Origin of the sequence: Amycolatopsis sp. cmx-4-61 (genome assembly GCF_046548775.1) — a bacterium.
GTDB lineage: Bacteria > Actinomycetota > Actinomycetes > Mycobacteriales > Pseudonocardiaceae > Amycolatopsis.
This window is the reverse complement of sequence record NZ_JAEBEI010000026.1, coordinates 80722-99889: the sequence shown is the minus strand read 5'-3', so window position 1 is coordinate 99889 and position 19168 is coordinate 80722. Positions and strand designations below refer to the sequence as shown.

The 19168-nt window shown below is 73.1% G+C and carries 16 protein-coding genes; 8 read left to right on the top strand and 8 right to left on the bottom strand.

From position 1 onward, the window contains the following. Nucleotides 1-270: 270 nt before the first annotated feature. Nucleotides 271-2325, top strand: a complete 2055-nt coding sequence (locus tag ACLJOU_RS42230) for a glycoside hydrolase family 3 C-terminal domain-containing protein (RefSeq protein WP_410574897.1) — start codon at nucleotides 271-273, stop codon at nucleotides 2323-2325. Between the two features lie 4 nt (nucleotides 2326-2329). Here ACLJOU_RS42230 and ACLJOU_RS42225 read toward each other — a convergent pair whose 3' ends face one another. The 4 genes from ACLJOU_RS42225 to ACLJOU_RS42210 form a co-directional block, all read right to left on the bottom strand. Then, nucleotides 2330-2908: a hypothetical protein gene (locus tag ACLJOU_RS42225; RefSeq protein ID WP_410574896.1), complete on the bottom strand. Its 579-nt coding sequence runs from the start codon at nucleotides 2906-2908 to the stop codon at nucleotides 2330-2332. A gap of 54 nt (nucleotides 2909-2962) precedes the next feature. Next, nucleotides 2963-3217, bottom strand: a complete 255-nt coding sequence (locus ACLJOU_RS42220; RefSeq protein ID WP_410574895.1) for a hypothetical protein — start codon at nucleotides 3215-3217, stop codon at nucleotides 2963-2965. Between the two features lie 91 nt (nucleotides 3218-3308). Continuing rightward, a complete protein-coding gene (locus ACLJOU_RS42215; RefSeq protein ID WP_410574894.1) occupies nucleotides 3309-4016 on the bottom strand; it encodes an MBL fold metallo-hydrolase in 708 nt (235 codons plus the stop codon). 52 nt (nucleotides 4017-4068) lie between these two features. Next, nucleotides 4069-4770 (bottom strand): IclR family transcriptional regulator, encoded by a 702-nt coding sequence (locus ACLJOU_RS42210; RefSeq protein ID WP_004560682.1) that lies wholly within the window; start codon nucleotides 4768-4770, stop codon nucleotides 4069-4071. Nucleotides 4771-4904: 134 nt separating this feature from the next. Between ACLJOU_RS42210 and leuC the strand changes: the two genes are divergently transcribed. From leuC to ACLJOU_RS42190, 4 genes are all read left to right on the top strand, one after another. Beyond that, nucleotides 4905-6338 carry a 3-isopropylmalate dehydratase large subunit gene (leuC, locus tag ACLJOU_RS42205; RefSeq protein WP_410574893.1) on the top strand — a complete coding sequence of 478 codons (1434 nt, stop codon included), beginning with the start codon at nucleotides 4905-4907 and terminating at the stop codon, nucleotides 6336-6338. Nucleotides 6339-6359: 21 nt separating this feature from the next. Then, nucleotides 6360-6959 (top strand): 3-isopropylmalate dehydratase small subunit, encoded by a 600-nt coding sequence (gene leuD / locus ACLJOU_RS42200; protein ID WP_410574892.1) that lies wholly within the window; start codon nucleotides 6360-6362, stop codon nucleotides 6957-6959. Between the two features lie 172 nt (nucleotides 6960-7131). Continuing rightward, on the top strand, nucleotides 7132-7830 hold the full coding sequence (locus ACLJOU_RS42195; RefSeq protein WP_410574891.1) for an HU family DNA-binding protein: 699 nt from the start codon (nucleotides 7132-7134) through the stop codon (nucleotides 7828-7830). 778 nt (nucleotides 7831-8608) lie between these two features. Then, nucleotides 8609-11497, top strand: a complete 2889-nt coding sequence (locus ACLJOU_RS42190; RefSeq protein WP_410574890.1) for a BTAD domain-containing putative transcriptional regulator — start codon at nucleotides 8609-8611, stop codon at nucleotides 11495-11497. Nucleotides 11498-11588: 91 nt separating this feature from the next. Here the strand turns inward: ACLJOU_RS42190 and ACLJOU_RS42185 are convergent, their stop codons facing one another. The 3 genes from ACLJOU_RS42185 to cofC are packed head-to-tail and all read right to left on the bottom strand — an operon-like array spanning nucleotide 11589 to nucleotide 15553. Beyond that, nucleotides 11589-12542: an NUDIX hydrolase gene (locus tag ACLJOU_RS42185; RefSeq protein WP_410574889.1), complete on the bottom strand. Its 954-nt coding sequence runs from the start codon at nucleotides 12540-12542 to the stop codon at nucleotides 11589-11591. After that, nucleotides 12539-14899: an RNA degradosome polyphosphate kinase gene (locus ACLJOU_RS42180; protein ID WP_410574888.1), complete on the bottom strand. Its 2361-nt coding sequence runs from the start codon at nucleotides 14897-14899 to the stop codon at nucleotides 12539-12541. The genes ACLJOU_RS42185 and ACLJOU_RS42180 overlap by 4 nt, the downstream gene beginning before the upstream one ends. Before the next feature lie 42 nt (nucleotides 14900-14941). After that, the gene (gene cofC, locus ACLJOU_RS42175; protein WP_410574887.1) at nucleotides 14942-15553 is read right to left on the bottom strand and encodes a 2-phospho-L-lactate guanylyltransferase; all 612 of its coding nucleotides are present in this window, start codon (nucleotides 15551-15553) and stop codon (nucleotides 14942-14944) included. Nucleotides 15554-15782: 229 nt separating this feature from the next. On the opposite strand from cofC, the gene ACLJOU_RS42170 reads away from it, so the two are divergent. The 3 genes from ACLJOU_RS42170 (at nucleotide 15783) to ACLJOU_RS42160 (ending at nucleotide 18167) form a co-directional block, all read left to right on the top strand. Next, nucleotides 15783-16487, top strand: coding sequence for a lysophospholipid acyltransferase family protein (locus ACLJOU_RS42170; RefSeq protein ID WP_410574886.1), 705 nt, complete (start codon nucleotides 15783-15785; stop codon nucleotides 16485-16487). After that, nucleotides 16487-17503, top strand: a complete 1017-nt coding sequence (locus ACLJOU_RS42165; protein ID WP_410574885.1) for an NAD(P)H-dependent glycerol-3-phosphate dehydrogenase — start codon at nucleotides 16487-16489, stop codon at nucleotides 17501-17503. The genes ACLJOU_RS42170 and ACLJOU_RS42165 overlap by 1 nt, the downstream gene beginning before the upstream one ends. 184 nt (nucleotides 17504-17687) lie before the next feature. Further along, a complete protein-coding gene (locus ACLJOU_RS42160) occupies nucleotides 17688-18167 on the top strand; it encodes a cysteine dioxygenase (protein WP_410574884.1) in 480 nt (159 codons plus the stop codon). A 4-nt stretch (nucleotides 18168-18171) separates the two neighbouring features. Here ACLJOU_RS42160 and ACLJOU_RS42155 read toward each other — a convergent pair whose 3' ends face one another. Then, on the bottom strand, nucleotides 18172-19155 hold the full coding sequence (locus ACLJOU_RS42155; protein ID WP_410574883.1) for an asparaginase: 984 nt from the start codon (nucleotides 19153-19155) through the stop codon (nucleotides 18172-18174). Nucleotides 19156-19168 lie beyond the last annotated feature (13 nt).

Below are 19168 nucleotides of genomic sequence, written 5' to 3'. Positions count from 1 at the left end.
GCCCTCCGGCGGCGGCCGGGGGACCCGCCGACTCAAAGTGTCCTCTTTGGAGGGTCGGCCGGCCGGTGCCGCTCCCGCCGTTAGGCCGATCAGGGGCTTTCTCCGCCCGGGTCCGGCCCGGTTCGCCGGTGCTCCCGCCAGGTTGAGCGGCGGAAATGGTCGAGTCCAATTCTCGTTCAGGTACGTGAACGAAATCGAGCCTATGTTTCCTTGTCAGGTATGGGTTAGCTTGGCCGCCGTTGGTCCGTCCGCCTGCCGTGGGAGGCTTCGATGCGCACCGGCCCGCTCGTTCTCGCCGTGGTCCTGGGGTTGTCGCTGACGACGCCGGCGGCCGCGCAGGCGCAACCCTGGCGCGACGCCCGCCAGTCACCCGACCGCCGGGCCGCCGAGCTGATCGCGGCGATGACCCTCGACGAGAAGATCTCCCAGCTGCACCTGCAGCCCGACGCCGGGCACCAGCGGTTCGTGCCGCCGATCCCGCGGCTGGGCGTGCCGGGGTTCCGGATCGCCAACGGTCCCGCCGGCATGGGGCCCGCCGACGACAAGCCGCAGAAACCGGCGACGGCGCTGCCGGCCACCATGGCGCTGGCGTCGACGTTCGACACCGGGCTCGCCCGCCGGTACGGCCGGCTGATCGGCAGTGAAACCCGCGCGCTGGCGCACAACGTGTCCGAGGGGCCGGACATCAACATCGCCCGCGTCCCCCGCAACGGCCGGACGTTCGAGGGCATGGGGGAGGACCCGTTCCTGGTCGGCGCGCTGGGCGCCGCGGACATCCGCGGCATCCAGGAGAACGGCACCATCGCCGAGGTCAAGCACTACGCGGCCAACAACCAGGAGACCCAGCGCTTCGGCATCGACGAGCACATCGACGAGCGCACGCTCAACGAGATCTACCTGCCGCACTTCGAGCAGGCGGTCACCGAAGGCCGCGCGGGCTCGGTGATGTGCGCCTTCCCCAAGATCAACGGTGTCTTCATGTGCGAGAACCCGGCACTGCTGCAGGGCAAGCTGCGTGACGACTGGGGGTTCACCGGGTTCGTCCAGTCGGACTGGGGTGCCGCGCACAGCACCGTCGGCTCGGCGAACGCGGGCATGAACCTCGAGATGATCGACGGCACCTGGTACGGCGAGAAGCTGAAGCAGGCCGTGCTGGCCGGGCAGGTGACCGAGCAGCGGGTGGACGAGCTGCTGCGGCCGCGGTTCCGCACGATGTTCGCCTTCGGGCAGTTCGACCACCCGCCGGTGCTCACCCCGCTGCCGACGGCCCGGCACGACGCCGCCGCGAAGGAGTTTGCCGAACGCGGCATGGTGCTGCTCCGCAACGAACACGCCCAGCTCCCGCTCGACGCGGGAGTGCGGTCGATCGCGCTCGTCGGGCCGTTCGCGACCCAGGCCAAGACCGGCGGCGGGGGCAGCTCGGCCGTCATCCCGACGTCCACTGTGGACCCGTTGCCGGGCCTGCGGCAGCGCGTCCCGGGCGCCACGGTGACCCTGGACGACGGCAGCGACGTGGCCCGCGCGGCCGCCCTGGCCCGGACCGCCGACGTCGCCGTGGTGATGGTCGGGGACAACGAGACCGAGGGCAGGGACCGGCCGAGCCTGGCGTTGGAGGGTGACCAGGACGCCCTGGTCACCGCCGTCGCCGAGGCCAACCCGCACACCGTCGTCGTGGTGAAGAGCGGGGGCCCGGTGCTCATGCCGTGGGCGGCGCGCGTGCCGGCGATCCTCCAGGCGTGGTACCCCGGCCAGCAGGACGGCGCGGCGGTGGCGGGCGTGCTCTTCGGCGACGTCAACCCGTCGGCGAAGCTGCCGATCACCTTCCCCGCGGCGGAGGCCGACACCCCGGCGAACACCCCGGCGCAGTTCCCCGGCGTCGACGGCGTCGCGACCTACTCGGAGGGGCTGCAGGTCGGCTACCGGTGGTTCGACGCGCAGGGCCGCGCCCCGCTGTTCCCGTTCGGCCACGGCCTGTCGTACACGACGTTCGCCTACTCGGGTCTGTCGGTCCACACCACGGGCGACGGCGCCACGGCGACGTTCACGGTGCGCAACACCGGCAACCGGGCGGGCGCCGAGGTCGCGCAGCTGTACCTGGGTTTCCCGGCGGCCGCGGGCGAGCCGCCCCGCCAGCTGAAGGGCTTCGAGCGGGTCTCGCTGGCGCCGGGCCAGGCCCAGCGGGTGACGATCCGCCTGGACGCGCGCGACTTCTCCGTCTGGGACACGGCGGCCCACGCGTGGCAGCCGGTGCGCGGCGGGTTCACGGTGTCCGTGGGCGGGTCGTCGCGTTCACTGCCGCTGCAGGCCGCGCTCGTGCGGCGCTGAGCGTTCAGGCCTTGCAGCCGGGCGCGCTGACCGCGGCGAGCATCAGCTCCGGCGATGCCGTCACGGCGCCGACCGGGTCGTAGGTGCCGTCGAGGTCCGCCTGGGCCTGGTCCAGGGCCTGGACGGCCGGACCCTGGGATTCTTCGCTGTTCGGCTTCGCGCGGTCGAGCGTGGTTTTGGCGGCGGCGGCGCGATCGCGGGCCGTGGTGAACTTCGTGACGAAGGCCGTGCGGACGGTTTCGCCGAGCGGGACGGGCGCGGGCGGCAGGGCGGTCAGCTTGCCGATCGCCTCGCCCGTGCGGTCCGCGAGGCCGCCCAGCTCCGCGCTGATGGCCCGCTGCACCTCGCCGACGCTGCTGGGCGTCGGCCGCGCGGGCCCGGCTTCGCGGTTGGTCCGCTCCTGGTAGCCGCGGACGGCGGCGCAGAAGCCGTCCATCCAGCGCACGGCGGCCGGATCGGCGACCGGGGACGGCGGGATCGTCTCGACCGGGCTCAGGTAGTGCGACTCCGGGGCCGTGGGCGGCGTGCGCTCACAGCCGGTCAGCAGCAGGCCGGCGCCGAACAGGGCGGCAGCGATCTTCATGGGTCACCCCTCGCGTTTTGCCCGCTACACGCGCGAGCGGCCCGGACGGTTGCCTCACGCGGCGGCGAGGGCGCCGCCCAGCGCCCGGCGGCCCGCGTCGGTGAGCTCCGCCCGCGTCCACTGCCCGACGGCGCCGGCCCGGGTGGGGCGGATCAGGCCGGCCCGCGCCAGCTGGTGCGCCGTCGCCTGGTCGCAGCACGGCAGGCCGTCGACCCGCAGGTCGGGTTCGCAGCTGCAGGTCAGTTCGGCCCGGCCCGCGCCGACGGCCCGCAGCATCGCCATGGCCCGGCGCGTGAGTTCGGTGTGCATGGTGGTCATCCCCCTCGTGTGGTGCCGACTATGAGGAGACGTGGCCGCCGTCACCGAATACGCGGTTCCGCCCGCGGTCACCCGAACGGCGCTACTTACGCTTCCCCCAGCGCTCGTCGTCCGGGTCTTCGCCCCGCCGGAGCGCGTCGAGGTAGGCCCGGTCGACGGCGAAGCGGGCCGCGATCTCCCGGCCTTCGGCGACCGCGCCGTGGCCGGGGATCAGGACGTCGACGTGTTCGGCGGTCTTCTCCAGCCGGTCGAGCACGGCCTGGTAGGCGTCGGGTTGCTCGTCGCGGCGCGGGTCGAGGAGCGGGATGAGGACGTCGGACAGCAGGTCGCCGGCGATCAGCACGCGCCGGTCGGCGAGCAGGACGGCGGCGTGGCCGACGGCGTGCGCGTCGTGCTCGATGACCTCGCCCGGGATCGGGGTGCCGTCCGCGGGCAGCGGGGTGAGCCGGGCGATCGGTTCAAGAGGGATGTCCGGCGCGGTTTCCTTCGCCATGGCCTGGGCGCGTTCCCGTGCCTCGCCGGCGATGCGGGCGTTGGCGGCCGTGGCGTACCGGGGGACGTCGCCGAAGCGGGGGTGCCAGAGCAGGTGGTCCCAGTGCGGGTGCGTGGAGAACCCGGCGACGACCGGGATCCCGAGCCGGTCCAGGTCGTCGGCGAGCGCGTCGAGTTCGGCGCCGTGGATGCCGGGGTCGACGACGACCAGCCCGTCGTCCCCGCGCACCACCGTGGTGTTGCTCCAGACCCATTCGCTCTGCCGCACCCAAACTCCGTCGGCCACCTCGTTCAGCATCGGGTCACCGTGCCAGGCGCGACCGCCGGGCGCAATGGAGCCGCACCGGAGCTCAGAGCCGTTCTTGCAGAGCGTCCGCCGCGGCGAGGAGGTCGGCGGCCCAGCGCGCGCCCGGCTTGCGGCCGATCCGCTCGATCGGCCCGGACACCGACACCGCGGCCACCACGGTTCCCGCGGAATCCCGCACCGGGGCCGAGATGCTCGCCACCCCCGGCTCGCGTTCGGCCACGCTCTGCGCCCAGCCGCGCCGCCGGACCTCCAGGAGCGTGCGCTCGCCGAAGACCGCGTCGGCCAGGATCGTGCGCTGCGTGTGCGGGTCCGCCCAGGCCGCGAGCACCTTCGCGCCCGAGCCCGCCGTCATCGGCAGCCGCGAACCCACCGGCACCGTGTCGCGCAGCCCGCTCGGCGGCTCGGCCGTCGAGACGCACACGCGCTGGACGCCGTCGCGCCGGTACAGCTGGACGCTTTCGCCCGTGACATCACGCAGCTTCGGGAGCACCACGCCCGCCGCGTCGAGCAGCGGGTCCGTCGAACCGCCCGCGAGTTCGGCCAGCGCCGTACCGGGGCGCCAGCGCCCGTCCGGACCGCGGCGCAGCAGCCGGTGCACCTCGAGGCCGACCGCGAGCCGGTGCGCGGTGGCCCGGGGCAGGCCGGTCCGCGTGCACAGTTCCGCGAGGCCGCAGGGGTCGTCCGCGACCGCCTGCAGGACGGCCACTGCTTTGTCCAGTACTCCGATACCGCTATGCTGTCCCACGAACCGATACTAGCGTCCCGCACTTTGGGAAGTCCAGTATCTGGGAAACCCGAACTCGAGCTGCGCCCTTCCTTCGCGGCTCGCATCCGTTCCGCCGGTGCGCGCCCGAGTTCCGACCGTGGAAGGAGCCGGAGATGACCAGCCCGACCGGCAAGGCCCGCACGCTGGCGGAGAAGGTGTGGGAAAGCCACCTCGTGCGCCGAGGCGAAGGCGCCGAACCGGACCTGCTCTACATCGACCTCCACCTGCTGCACGAAGTGACCAGCCCGCAGGCCTTCGACGGCCTCCGCCTGGCCGGGCGGCCGGTGCGCCGCCCCGACCTGACCATCGCGACCGAGGACCACAACGTCCCGACCGTCGACATCGAGCTCCCCATCGCCGATCCGGTCTCGCGCACCCAGGTCGACACCCTTCGCCGCAACTGCAAGGAGTTCGGGGTCCGGCTGCACCCGATGGGTGACGCCGAGCAGGGCATCGTGCACGTCATCGGCCCGCAGCTCGGCCTGACCCAGCCCGGCATGACCGTGGTCTGCGGCGACAGCCACACCTCCACGCACGGTGCGTTCGGCGCCATCGCCTTCGGCATCGGCACGTCCGAGGTCGAGCACGTGCTGGCCACCCAGACGCTGCCGCTGCGGCCCTTCAAGACGATGGCGATCACGGTCGACGGCGAGCTGCGTCCCGGCGTCACGGCGAAGGACATCATCCTCGCGGTGATCGCGAAGATCGGCACCGGCGGTGGCCAGGGCTACATCCTGGAGTACCGCGGCCAGGCCATCGAGGCGCTTTCGATGGAGGCGCGGATGACCGTCTGCAACATGTCCATCGAGGCCGGCGCCCGCGCCGGGATGATCGCGCCGGACGAGACGACGTTCGCCTACCTGAAGGGGCGTCCGCACGCGCCGCAGGGCGCGGACTGGGACGCGGCGGTCGAGAACTGGCGGCAGCTGCGCACCGACGAAGGGGCGGAGTTCGACGCCGAGGTGCACCTGGACGCGAGCGAGCTGACGCCGTTCGTCACCTGGGGCACCAACCCCGGCCAGGGCCTCCCGCTGGGTGCCGAGGTGCCCGACCCCGAGCAGATCCCCGACGAGAACGACCGCATCGCCGCGGAAAAAGCCCTGTCCTACATGGATCTGAAGCCGGGGACGCCGCTGCGGGAGATCTCGGTCGACACCGTCTTCCTCGGGTCCTGCACCAACGGCCGGATCGAGGACCTGCGGGCCGCGGCCGAGGTGCTGCGCGGCCGGAAGGTGGCGGACTCGGTCCGGATGCTGGTGGTTCCGGGCTCGATGCGCGTGCGCCAGGCCGCCGAGGCCGAGGGGCTCGACCAGGTCTTCACCGAGGCGGGCGCGGAGTGGCGCCAGGCCGGCTGCTCGATGTGCCTCGGCATGAACCCGGACCAGCTGAAGCCGGGCGAGCGCAGCGCGTCGACGTCGAACCGCAACTTCGAAGGCCGGCAGGGCAAGGGCGGCCGGACGCACCTGGTCTCGCCGCTCGTGGCCGCCGCCACGGCCGTGCGGGGCACGCTGTCGTCGCCGGAAGACCTGCTGACCGCCGCCCGCTGACCCACCCGAGGAGCTACCGCCATGGAACCGTTCACCCAGCACACCGGCGTCGGCGTCCCGCTGCGCCGGTCCAACGTGGACACCGACCAGATCATCCCGGCCGTCTACCTCAAGCGGGTGACGCGGACGGGGTTCGAGGACGGCCTGTTCGCCGCTTGGCGCGGTGACGAGGACTTCATCCTCAATCAGGAGCCGTTCCGGAACGGGAGCGTGCTGGTCGCGGGCCCGGACTTCGGCACCGGATCGTCGCGCGAGCACGCCGTCTGGGCGCTGATGGACTACGGCTTCCGGGTCGTCATCTCCGCCCGGTTCGCCGACATCTTCCGCGGCAACTCCGGCAAGGGCGGCCTGGTGGCCGCGCAGTGCGAGCAGCACGACGTCGAGCTGCTCTGGAAGCTGCTGGAGAACGAGCCCGGCACCGAGGTCACGGTCGACCTCGAGACCAAGACCGTGCGGGCCAAGGACTTCACCGCGCCGTTCCAGATCGACGACTACGTCCGCTGGCGGCTGCTGGAGGGCCTCGACGACATCGCGCTCACGTTGCGCCACGCCGAGCAGATCGACAGCTTCGAGGCGGGCCGCCCGTCCTGGAAGCCGACGACGACACCGGTGACCGCCTAGCCCCGGGGTGGGATCGCTTGCTCATCAAGGGATCCCACCTCCGTCCGGGCGGCTTTTCCCGGATTGCGGCGGCACCGGGAAACTTTCCCTGTGCCGTTGGATTCGTGCTGCGTTGGTAATACCGTGTCGCTAGCCGGCCGACGCGGCCGTGGAGCCTCCTGGAGGACTGGACATGGCCAACAAGGCCCAGCTGATCGAGGCGCTGACCGAGCGCCTGGGCGACAAGAAGGCCGCCGCCGAGGCGGTCGACGGTCTGGTCGACATCATCATCCGGACGGTCAACAAGGGCGAGAAGGTCAACATCACGGGCTTCGGGGTGTTCGAGAAGCGCGCCCGAGCAGCCCGGACGGCCCGCAACCCGCGCACCGGCGAGGCGGTGCGGGTGAAGAAGACGAACGTCCCGGCGTTCCGCGCGGGAACGACGTTCAAGGACGTCGTCTCGGGCGCGAAGAAGCTCCCGAAGGCGACCCCGGCCGGAAGGGCATCGGCCTCCCGCCCGGCGGCGACGGGTCCGGCGACGACGACCCGGACACGTCCGGCGGCGGCTCCGAAGACGGCGCCCCCGAAGACGGCGGCGGCAAAGCCGGCAACGACCCGGACGCGGACGGCGGCAAAGTCGACGACGGCTGCGAAGCCGGCGGCGGCGGCGAAGCCCGCTGCGGCGGCGAAGTCGGCCACTGCCGCGAAGTCGGCCACGGCGAAGCCTGCTACGGCCGCGAAGTCCCCGGCGGCGAAGACGGCGACGGCTCGCACGACCACGGCCCGCAAAACCACGGCGACCAAGACCACCACGGCCAAGTCCCCGGCGGCCAAGACCACCGCAGCCAAGACCCCGGCAAGGCGGACCTCTGCCGCGGCGAAGAAGGACTGATCGGCCCGAAACTGTCGTACCCCTCCGGTAACGTGAAATCCGGGGGACCCCCAGGGGGCGACCCCCTGTTGGACGAGCAGCTTTTCCGTCAGGGCCCCGCGCGACGCGCGGGGCCCTGACGCATGTCGGCCCCGGTGCAGCACAAGTGATCCGCCGCCAGCCGCCCGAGAACAGGCAGCCTGGGCTTGCGCGCTGCAACGCTCGGCTCGTGTGCCCGCAGAGGCGGCTTGCGTACCGGGTTAGTCGGCTGGCGTGCGCGACGAGTCGGTTTGCGTGCCGCGAGAGTCGGCCGTGCACCGGCGTGGGTCGGCTGGCGCGCGTGGAGAGTCGGTTTGCGTGCCGCGAGGGTGGGCCGTGCACCGGCGTGGGTCGGCTGGCGTGCGCGACGAGTCGGTTTGCGTGCCGCGAGAGTCGGCCGCGTACCGGGTGGACTGGCGTGCCGCTGGGGGTCGGCCGCGTACCGGAAGAGTCGACCCGCGTACCTGCAGAGTCGGCTTGCGTGCCCAGAGGGTCGGTCGGCGTACCTGCACGCCCGGATCGCAGGCGAGCCCAGACCGGAGCGAACCGGCCGCCCGGTCAAGCAAGCTGAGACCGCAAGCCGAGCCGCAAGCCGAGACCCGAACATCTCCCGCACCTACGCAAGCAACCCGACCATCCCGAACCCGCGCCAGCCGCGAGTCACTCACCGCACCAGCCGGTGTCCCGAACGGACTCCCGCGTCACCCGCTCGGCCCAGCCCCTACCGCGAAACCGGTTCCGGCCAATTTCGCAAAGTTGCTTGAGCGCCCGGCCGAGTGATGCCACGCTGCCTTCCTCGGGGCCCGCGTCCGGCGGGGCCGGGCTGCGCGAGGCGAACCTGGGGGCGACCACCATCGACATCCGGCTGCTCGGCCCGTTCCAGGTGCTCGTCGACGGTTCGCCGGTCGTGCTGACCAGTTCGCGCCAGCGTGCGCTGCTCGCCACCCTTGCGCTCTCCGCCGGGCGGCTCGTGTCGATCGATGCCCTCGCGCGCGGGGTCTGGGGCGAAACGCCGCCCGCGCACATCCGGGGCAGCCTGCAAACCTACGTCATGCGCCTGCGCCGCCTCTGCGGCGACAACTCCGTCGTCACCGAACCGGACGGCTACCGGCTCGTCGTCGACCCGTCCCGGGTGGACGCCCTGCGTTTCCTCCGAACCCTCGACCAGGCCGCCGCCGCGGCGGAACCCGCCCGCCGCCGGGAACTGCTCGCCACCGCCCTCGACGCCTGGGGCGGTGTCCCCCTCGAAGGCGTCGGCTCGCCCGCGCTGGCCGCGGAATGGGGGCCGCTGCTGACCGAGCGCTACCTCTTCGCCGTCGAACAGCGCATCGACCTCGACGCCGGCCTCGTGCCCGACGCGCGGCTCGTCGCCGAACTCACCGACCTCGTCGCGCAGCACCCGCTGCGGGAGTCGTTGTGGGAACGGCTGGTGCGCGCCCTCGCCCGGTCCGGGCGCCGCGCCGAAGCACTCGCGCGCTACGCCGGCCTGCGCGCATTGCTCGCCGACGAACTGGGCGTCGAGCCCGGCGAAGACCTCCGCCGCCTGCACGCGGAACTGCTCGCCGCCGACGCCGATCCGGTCGGCCACACCGTGCCGCGGCAGCTGCCCTTCGACGTCGCCGGGTTCACCGGCCGCGGCCCGGAACTCGCCGAACTCGACCGGCTGCCGCCCGGGGGCGCGTCCGGCATCGTCGTCGAAGGCATCGTCGTCGAAGGCATCGTCGTCATCGAAGGCACCGCCGGCGTCGGGAAGACGTCGCTGGCCGTGCACTGGTCCCACAGAGTCCGCGAGCGCTTCCCCGGCGGCCAGCTGTTCCTCGACCTGCGCGGGCACTCCGCCGAAACCCCGGTCACCCCCGGCGCCGCGCTCGCCGGCTTCCTGCGCGCCCTCGGCGTCCCGGCCGAAACCCTGCCCGCCACCGTGGAGGAACGCTCGGCCCTGCTGCGCAGCAGGCTGGCGGGCAGCCGCACGCTCATGCTGCTCGACAACGCCCGCGACGCCGACCAGGTCCGCCCGCTGCTGCCCGGGCCCGGCAACCTCGTCGTGGTGACCAGCCGCAACCAGCTGCGCGGCCTCGTCGCCCGCGACGGTGCCCGCCGGATCGCCCTGCGGTCCTTCGACGACCGGGACGCGACCGCGCTGCTCGCCGGCAGCGTCGGGTCGCAGCGCGTCGCCGCCGAGCCCGGCGCCGTCGCCGAACTCGTCGAGCTCTGCGGCCGCCTGCCGCTGGCACTGGCGCTGGCCGGGGAACGCGCTTCCCGGTTCTCCGGCGTCTCGCTCGCGGGAATCGTCGAGGAGCTCCGCGACCAGCGGCTGCGGCTCGACACCCTCCGCGACCCGCAGGACGCCGGGACCGACCTGCGGGCCGCGTTCTCCTGGTCCTACAAGGCACTGCGCCCGGCCGCGGCCCGCTTCTTCCGGCTGCTCGGCCTGCACCCCGGCCACGGGTTCAGCCTGTCCTCGGCCGCCGCGCTCGCGGGCGCCGGCCTGCGCGAAGCGCGGGAACTCGCCGACCAGCTCGCCGCCGCCCACCTCCTCAACCAGCCCGGCACCGACCGCTACCAGTTCCACGACCTCCTGCGCGTCTACGCCGGCGAGCTCGTCGAAACCGAAACGACGGAGGCCGAACGCGCGGCGGCACTGCGCCGGCTCCTCGACTGGTACCTCGCGAGCGTCGCCGAAGCGAACAAGCTCGTCCGGCCGGACCTGCTCACCGAGGACATCACGCTCGACCCGCCGCCGCTGCCCGCGGTCCGCTTCGCGCAGCACGAGCAGACGATCGCCTGGTACACCACCGAACGCCAGGCCCTCACGGCACTCGTCGGCATCGCCGCCGGGCACGGCTGGACCGCACACGCCTGGCAGCTCGCCTGGCTCCTGCGCGGGTTCTTCGCCGAACGCCACGACCGCGACGACTGGATCGCCACCGCGCGCACGGCCGTCGCCGCGACCCGCGACGCCGGCGACCGCACCGGTCTGCAGTACAGCGCCAACAACCTCGGCTCCGCCTACCTGCGCACCCTCCAGCCGGACAAGGCACTCGAAGCGCTGGAGGAAGCGCGCGCCGCGTCCGAGAGCGGCGAGGGCACCGCGCTGGCGGTGGCGATCCTGTCCAACCTCGCCGGCGCCTACTACGTCCGCGCCGAATACGCCGAAGCGGAACGCTACGCAATGCAGGCCGTCCACCTCGCGCGCGACCACGGCCAGCGCACCTTCGTGCCGCACGCGCTCCTCAACGTCAGCGCGAGCCGCATCGGCCTGCGCGACTACGACCACGCCGCCGAAGCAGCGCAGACGGCCCACGAAGCGTTCGCGGAACTGGGCGACCGCTACCACGCGGCGCTCGCGCTCGGGAACGTCGCCGAGGCCCTCGAAGGAGCGGGCCGGCACGACGAAGCGGAGCGGGCGGGCCTCGACGCGCTCGCCGAACTTAAGGAATTGAACGCCGACTACGGCACGATCGACGTCCAGATCACCCTCGGCCGGCTCAAGCGCCGCACCGGCCGCGAGCGCGAGGCGAGCGGCCACTGGGCCGAGGCGCTGACCGTCAGCCAGCGCCTCGGCGACCCCCGCGTCGCACAGGTGCAGGCCCTGCTGGCCACGGTTCCGGCGGAAACCCCCTCGCCCGGGGATGCGCCGTACCCCTAGCCCGGCGCAGCCCAGCGGGACCCGGGACAAGTACACCAAGATCGACTGTCACGCCGCTGTCTCGTCCTGGCCGGCGCGTCGCCGGCGCGGCTCAGGAGTGGCTGGGGGCGGGGGCGGGGAGCGCGCTCGGGTGGTAGTCCGCGGCCACGAGGACCGGGCCCGCCGAGTCCGTCGGCGGCCGGAACGACAACACCCAGAACGAGCCCTTCTTGCTCGGCACCACCCCGCCGCGCGCGGCCGGGAGCTCGACGCCGTCGCGGTCCGCCAGCGCGCTCACCAGGTCCGGGATCACGCCGCCCTGGCTGCACACCACCGGCGTCCCGCCGTCTCCGGCCACCGCCAGCAGCCGCGCCACGCCCAGGACCGGGTCCGGCCAGTAGCCCTCTTCCGAGAACACCGGCTCGTGGCGGACTTCGGCCGTGACGTCCTCCGCGACCCCGTGCACCGTCTGCACGCACCGCAGCCGCGGGGCCGACAGCACGCGGTCCGGGCCGAACAACGACAGCACCCGGCGCAGGGCCGCCGCCTGGCGCTGGCCCGCCTCCGACAACGGGCGGAGGTCGTCGTCGCCCGACCACTCGTCGCGCTTGCCCGCCTTGGCGTGGCGCACCAGCAACAGCGTCGTCAGGCCCACCGGCAGCTCGCCGAACGCCCGCAGCACCCGCACGTCCTCCGGCCGCGTCAGCAGCTTCTCCGCCGCCGCCGGCTCGAGCCAGCGCAGCTCGTCGACCTCGTCGTTCGTCGCGAACCCGCCGGAAACCGCTTCCGCGGCGAAGTAGTCGACGGTCTTGGGCACCGTCCCGGAACCGCGGCGCGCCGGCACCGGGTACGCCGTCCGGGCCAGGTAGCGGCCCAGGACCGCGGTGAACCCGGTCTCCTCCCGCACTTCGCGCACCGCGGCCTCGGCGATCGTCTCGCCCGGGTCGAGCTTCCCCTTCGGCAGCGACCAGTCGTCGTACCGCGGGCGGTGCACCAGCGCGACCTCGGTCACGCCCCCGGCGACGCGCCACAGCACCGCGCCGGCCGCCCGTACCTCCTGGGTCATCCGGCGGCCCCGTGCAGCTTCGCCAGCTCCAGCTGGTGGTCCCGCACGCGTGAGCCGTCGGCCGGGAACGGCGACCACTCGCCGCTCGCGGTCAGCACCCAGCAGCGGGTCGCCGGGTCCAGCGCCGAGTCGAAGATGTTGTCGAGCTGCGCGGTGAGCTTCGGGTCCTTGACGCGCACCAGCGCCTCGATCCGCCGGTCCAGGTTGCGGTGCATCATGTCCGCGCTGCCGATCCAGTGCGTCCCGCCCGCGCGGAAGTTGAAGATCCGCGAGTGCTCCAGGAACCGGCCGAGGATCGACCGGACGTGGATGTTCTCCGACAGGCCTTCGACGCCCGGCTTGAGCGTGCAGATCCCGCGCACCACGATCTCGACCGGCACTCCGGCCTGCGACGCGTGGTAGAGCGCGTCGATGACCTGCTCGTCGACCAGTGAGTTGCACTTGATCCGGATCCCGGCCTGCTGCCCGGCCCGCGCCAGCTCGATCTCCTCGCCGATCGCGCGGACGATGCCGCGGCGGATGCCGTGCGGCGACGTCAGGATCGTCCGGTAGGTGTCCTGCCGCGAATAGCCGGTCAGGACGTTGAACAGGTCCGTGACGTCCGCGCCGATGCTCGGGTCGGCGGTGAACAGGCCGATGTCCTCGTAGAGCCGCGCGGTCTTCGGGTTGTAGTTGCCGGTGCCGATGTGGCAGTAGCGGCGGATGGTCGAGCCCTCCTGGCGCACGATCATCGACACCTTGCAGTGCGTCTTCAGCCCGACCAGGCCGTACACGACGTGCACGCCGGCGCGCTCCAGCGTCCGCGCCCAGGTGATGTTGGCCTGCTCGTCGAAGCGCGCCTTGATCTCGACCAGCGCGACGACCTGCTTGCCCGCCTCGGCGGCGTCGATCAGCGCGTCGACGATCGGCGAGTCGCCCGAGGTCCGGTACAGCGTCTGCTTGATCGCGAGGACCTTCGAGTCGGCCGCCGCCTGCTCGATGAAGCGCTGCACGCTGGTGGAGAACGAGTCGTAGGGGTGGTGGACCAGCACGTCGCCCTCGCGCAGCGTCGCGAACACGCTCTTCGGCGTCTCGCGCTCGCCGAACGCCGGGTGCGTCGCCGGGACGAAGGGCCGGTCCTTCAGTTCCTTGCGGTCCACAGCGGACAGCTGGTGCAGGCAGGTCAGGTCGAGCAGGCCGGGCACCTCGACGACGTCGGCCGGGTCGACGTCCAGCTCGCGCAGCAGCAGCTCGAGCATGTGCTCGCTCATGTCCTGCGCGACTTCCAGGCGCACCGGCGGGCCGAAGCGGCGCTGCGCCAGCTCGCGCTCGAGGGCCTGGAGGAGGTCCTCGTCGCGGTCTTCGTCGACCTCGAAGTCGGCGTTGCGGGTGACGCGGAAGACGTGGTGCTCGGTGACGTCCATGCCGGTGAACAGTTCACCCAGGTGGGCGGCGATGAGCTCTTCGAGGGGGAGGAACGTCGCCGTCCGGCTGGTCCGCTCGGTCTCGATGCGCATCAGGCGCGGCACGTTGCTCGGCACCTTCACGCGGGCGAAGCGCTCGGTGCCGCCTTCCGGGTCGCGGACCGTCACCGCGAGGTTGAGCGAGAGGCCCGAGATGTACGGGAACGGGTGTGCCGGGTCGACGGCCAGCGGCGTCAGGACCGGGAAGATCTGCTCGGAGAAGTAGCTGGACAGCCGGAGCTGGTCGGCGCCGGCCAGGTCGGCCCAGCCGACGATGTGGATGTCCTGCTCGGCCAGCTGGGGGCGCAGGTGCTTCTCGAAGGCGCCGGTCTGCCGCTCGACGAGGTCCTGGTTGCGCTTGGCGATGTAGCCCAGCTGCTCGCGCGGGGTGAGCCCGTCCGCGCTGCGCACCAGCAGGCCGGTCTCGTCGCGGCGCTTCAGGCCGGCGACGCGGACCATGTAGAACTCGTCCAGGTTGGACGCGAAGATGGCGAGGAACTTCGCCCGCTCCAGCAGCGGCTGCGACTCGTCCTCGGCCAGCGCGAGCACGCGCGCGTTGAAGTCCTGCCACGACAGCTCGCGGTTGAAGTACCGGTCGTCGGGCAGCGTCTCGACGGCGGTCGGCGCGGCGGTGACCGCGGGCGGCGCCGACGGCACGGCCCGGAACTCCTCGGCCGCCCTCGCGTTGCCCTGCGTGGAGCTGCGTCGCCGCGTCGCCGCCGGGGTGGCCGCGGCGGTCGTGGCCTTGCGGGCGCGCGCCTTGCCGGCGGTGGCGCGGGCGGCGGTGTCGCGTGCGGTCGACTTGGACGGCACCTTCTTGGCGGTGGTCGTCTTCTTCGCCGTCTCGGCGCTGGCCGGGTTCCGTCGCCTCCGCGGTGCGGGCGTGCCGCCGTCGTCTGTGCTCACGGCCCCCATTCTTCACTAAGCGGGGCCGGATTGCGCAGGCCACGGTGAAGGTCAGGTGAACAGCTCGGCGGTGTGTTTTCCCACACCGAGGGCGCGTACGTGACCCAGATCATCCGCGGTGTCGACGTCGCTGCGCAGGGTCGGCAGGGGCTGGGCCAGCGGGACGGCTCCGGAAGCGGCGTGCCGGCTCGCGGACCCGGGCCCGAAGCGCGGATCGAGGGGCGCGCCGGGCGCGGCCAGCAGCAGGGTGGTGCCGGTGCCCTGCCGATCGGCGACGAAGGCCCGCCGCCCGGCGGCCTCGGCGAGGGCGGCGGTGAGATCGCCGGCGCTGAGCGCGGGGAGATCGGCCTGGAGCGCGCCGACGACGGCGCCCGGGTCGCCGGCTTTGAGCAGGGCTTCGCCGTGGCGGAAGGCCGCGTTGAGCGTCTTCTCCGCGGGTTCGGTGACGATTTCGACCCCGAGTTCCCCCAGTTCGGCGACGGCTCCCGCGTCGGCGGCGACGAGCAGGACCCGCCGCACGTGCGCACTGGAGACGACGGCGGCGAGGGTGTCCTTGGCGAGCGCGAGGACGAGCCGGGGGTGGCGGTCCGCCTCGACGGCACCACGCAGCCGCGACTTGCCGTCGCGGGGGTGTTTCATCGGCACGACCAGATCCACGTCCACGTGTCCATCTTTACCGGAAAGCTTGCGCCGGTGTCGGCGGGCCGGGCGGGTTGTCCACAGGCGACGGGGGTTGTGGACAACTTGGGGGAGGTGGGGCCCGGGGATGGCCGCCCGACCCGCCCGACCCGGCCGGAACCGGTCTCGAGCTGGGCGAACCCACCCTCCCTGGACTGCCCCGAGCCCGGCGCGGCAGGATCAACGCCGGATGTGACCGACGGAGGAGGAGATCGTGGCCCGGCGTGAGAAGGGCGGCTTCTGGGTGGGGCTCGCCGCCGTACTGTTCTACCCGCTCACCGCCATTGCGCGGCGGGTCTACGTCGGGGCCGAAAAGATCCCGCGGCAGGGGCCCGCCCTGCTCGTCATGAACCACATCTCGCACCTCGATCCCGCCGTCGACGCCGTCTTCGTGCACCGGCAGAAGCGCGTCCCGCGGTTCCTCTTCAAGGAGAGCCTGACGCGCGCGCCGATCCTCGGGCCGATCGTCTCCGGGTCCGGGCAGATCCCCGTCTCGCGGGGGTCGGCCGCCGCCGGGGACAGCCTCAAGGCCGCGCACCAGGCCCTCCAGGACGGCAAGATCGTCGTCATCTACCCCGAAGGCACCATCACCAAGGACCCCGCCGGCTGGCCGAAGGAGTCCTTCACCGGCGCCGCGCGGCTCGCGCTGCAGAACGACGTCCCGATCATCCCCGTCGCCCGGTGGGGCACCAGCCTGATCTTCGACGGCTACACGAAGAAGTTCAGGCCTTTCCCGCGCAAGACGATCACCCACTCCGTCGGCGACCCGATCGACCTGTCCGCCTACCGCGGCGGCAACACCCGCAGCGCCACCAAGCTGCGCGAAGTCACCAAGGTCATGATGGACGAGGTGACCCGGCTCCTGGCCGAGATCCGGCACGAGGAACCGCCCACGGCGAAGCCGGGGGATCCCGCCTGATGCGCGCCGACGTGCAGCGGGTCACCGTGCTCGGGGCCGGCTCCTGGGGCACCGCCTTCGCCAAGGTGCTCGGCGACGCCGGGCGGGACGTCACCGTGTGGGCGCGCCGCGAACAGGTCGCCGAGGACATCCGCGAGCGGCACACCAACCGCGCCTACCTGCCCGGCGTGCCCCTGCCCGAGAACATCACCGCCACCAGCGACCCCGCGGAAGCACTGCGAACCGCCGACGCCGTCGTCCTCGCCGTGCCCAGCCAGAGCCTGCGGGCGAACCTGACGGCGTGGCGTGGCCTGCTGCCGCCCGACGCCATCCTGGTCAGCCTGGCCAAGGGGGTCGAGCTCGGCACGCTCAAGCGGATGAGCGAGGTGATCGGCGAGATCGTCGGGATCGACGGAGGCGAGGTCGTCGTCGTCACGGGGCCGAACCTGGCCAAGGAGATCGCCGCCGGGCAGCCGTCCGCCTCCGTGCTGGCCTGCGCCGACCACGAACGCGCCGTGGCGATCCAGCGCGCCTGCGCCAACTCCTACTTCCGCCCCTACACGAACACCGACGTCGTCGGCTGCGAGCTCGGCGGCGCCTGCAAGAACGTCATCGCGCTCAGCACCGGGATGGCCGCGGGCCTCGGCCTCGGCACGAACACGATGGCCACGCTGATCACCCGCGGCCTGGCCGAGATGGCCCGGCTCGGCGCGAAGCTCGGCGCCGACCCGCTCACCTTCGCCGGGCTCGCCGGCGTCGGCGACCTGGTCGCGACCTGCTCGTCCCCGCTCTCGCGCAACCGCACCTTCGGCGAACGCCTCGGCCGCGGCGAGACCCTCGAACAGGCGCAGGCGGCCACCGGCGGGCAGGTCGCCGAGGGCGTCATGTCGTGCTCGTCGATCCGGGCACTGGCGCAGAGCGTCGGGGTCGACATGCCGATCACCGACGCCATGCACCGCGTCTGCCACGAGGGCGTCGACCCCCGCCAGGCCGGTGCGGAGCTGCTCGGGCGGTCCCAGAAGCACGAGTGGTCCTGACGCTCCCGGCAGATGGGACGGCTTGACCGGGCCGGAAGCGGCTGGGACTCTGATCGCATGTTCGCGCACGAGACGACTCAGCCGCGGGGCCGCATGGGCCTGGGCGCGAGCGTGTGCGCGTGTCGCTGTTGTCGGTGAACCCAGCCCCGGCCCAGCTCGACACTTTCTTCCCCGTGAGGACCCCATGTTCGCCGTTCCGGACAACACCCTGCTGCGTCCCGAAAACCCCGCGCTGCGCCACCCCGTGCGCGTCGCCCTCGAGGTGGCCGCCGACCGCGACCGCTGGCGCCACCTGCTGCGCTACGACCCCGACGAGCGCTTCGCGACGCTGGTGTCGAAGGACGAGCGTGAAGAGGTCTGGCTGATGAGCTGGCTGCCCGGCCAGCGCACCGACCTGCACGACCACGCCTTCGCCAGCGGCGCGTTCACGGTGGTCGGCGGCCGCCTGACCGAGGCCGTGGCGCGCCGCGCCCCGGACGGCCGCGCGGTCACCGAGCTGCACGCCCTGTCCGCGGGGCAGTCGCGGGTGTTCGGGCCGGGGTACGTGCACGAGGTCCGCAACGACGGCCCGGACCCGGCCGTCTCCATCCACGTCTACCGCGACGCGGGCCGCGCGATGCGCCCGTACCACCTCGACCCGGTGGACGGCCCGATCCGGGACTGAGCCTTCAGTCCAGGTCGCCGCGCCGGCGGAACTCCCGCTCGATCCGGTCGCGGTCCGCGCCCGCGGCCAGCAGCGTGTGCAGCAGGATCCGCGACTTCCGCGCGTCCAGCCAGCCCGCCATGGTCGCGCCCATCGCGATCAGGCTCGACTCCGAGCCGTGGAAGCCGTACGTCGAGCGCAGCGTCGGGCCCGCCCCGGTCCGCGAGGCGACGACCACCGGCACAGCCGGCACCAGCCCCGCGACCACGTCGGCCGTGCCGGCCGACACGTGCCCGACGCCGGTCGCGGCGAGCACCACCCCGCGCACGCCCGGCTGGGCGGCCACGTGCGCCAGCACCGCGCCCGAGTCGTCGAGACCCGCTTCCACCACCGGCACCAGGCCGCCGAAGTCGTCACCCTCGAGCGCGGGCGGCCGCGGCGGCGACGGGTGGAACCAGTGCACGGCGTGCTCGACGACCATGCCCAGCGGCCCGGCCGGCGCCGAGGAGAACGCCTCGAGGTGGCTCGAATGCGCCTTCCGCACCCAGCGCGCCGCGTGGACGTCGTCGTTGAGCGTGACGAGCACACCCCGGCCCCGGCTGCGCGGATCGGCCGCGACGGTGAGCGCGTTGCGCAGGTTCGCCGGGCCGTCCGGGCTGAACAGGCCGGCGTGGCGCATGGCCCCGGTGACCACCACCGGGACGTCGGACGGCCAGCAGAGGTCGAGGAAGTACGCGGTCTCCTCGAGCGTGTCGGTGCCCTGGACGAGGACGAACCCGTCGGCGTCCTGGCGCAGCCCCCAGTCGCGGCACCGCCGCAGCGTCGCGAAGTCCAGCGACGCGCTGCCGATCCCGGCCAGGGTTTCGGCCAGGACGTCCATCGGCAGGTCGCCGAGCCCGCCGAGCAGCTCGGCCGCCCCGAACCGGGGGACGGCACCGCCGTCCCCGCCGACCGGGGCCATCGAGATGGTGCCGCCCAGCGTGGCGACGGCGATCAGGGGACGGGCCATGCCGCCACCCTAT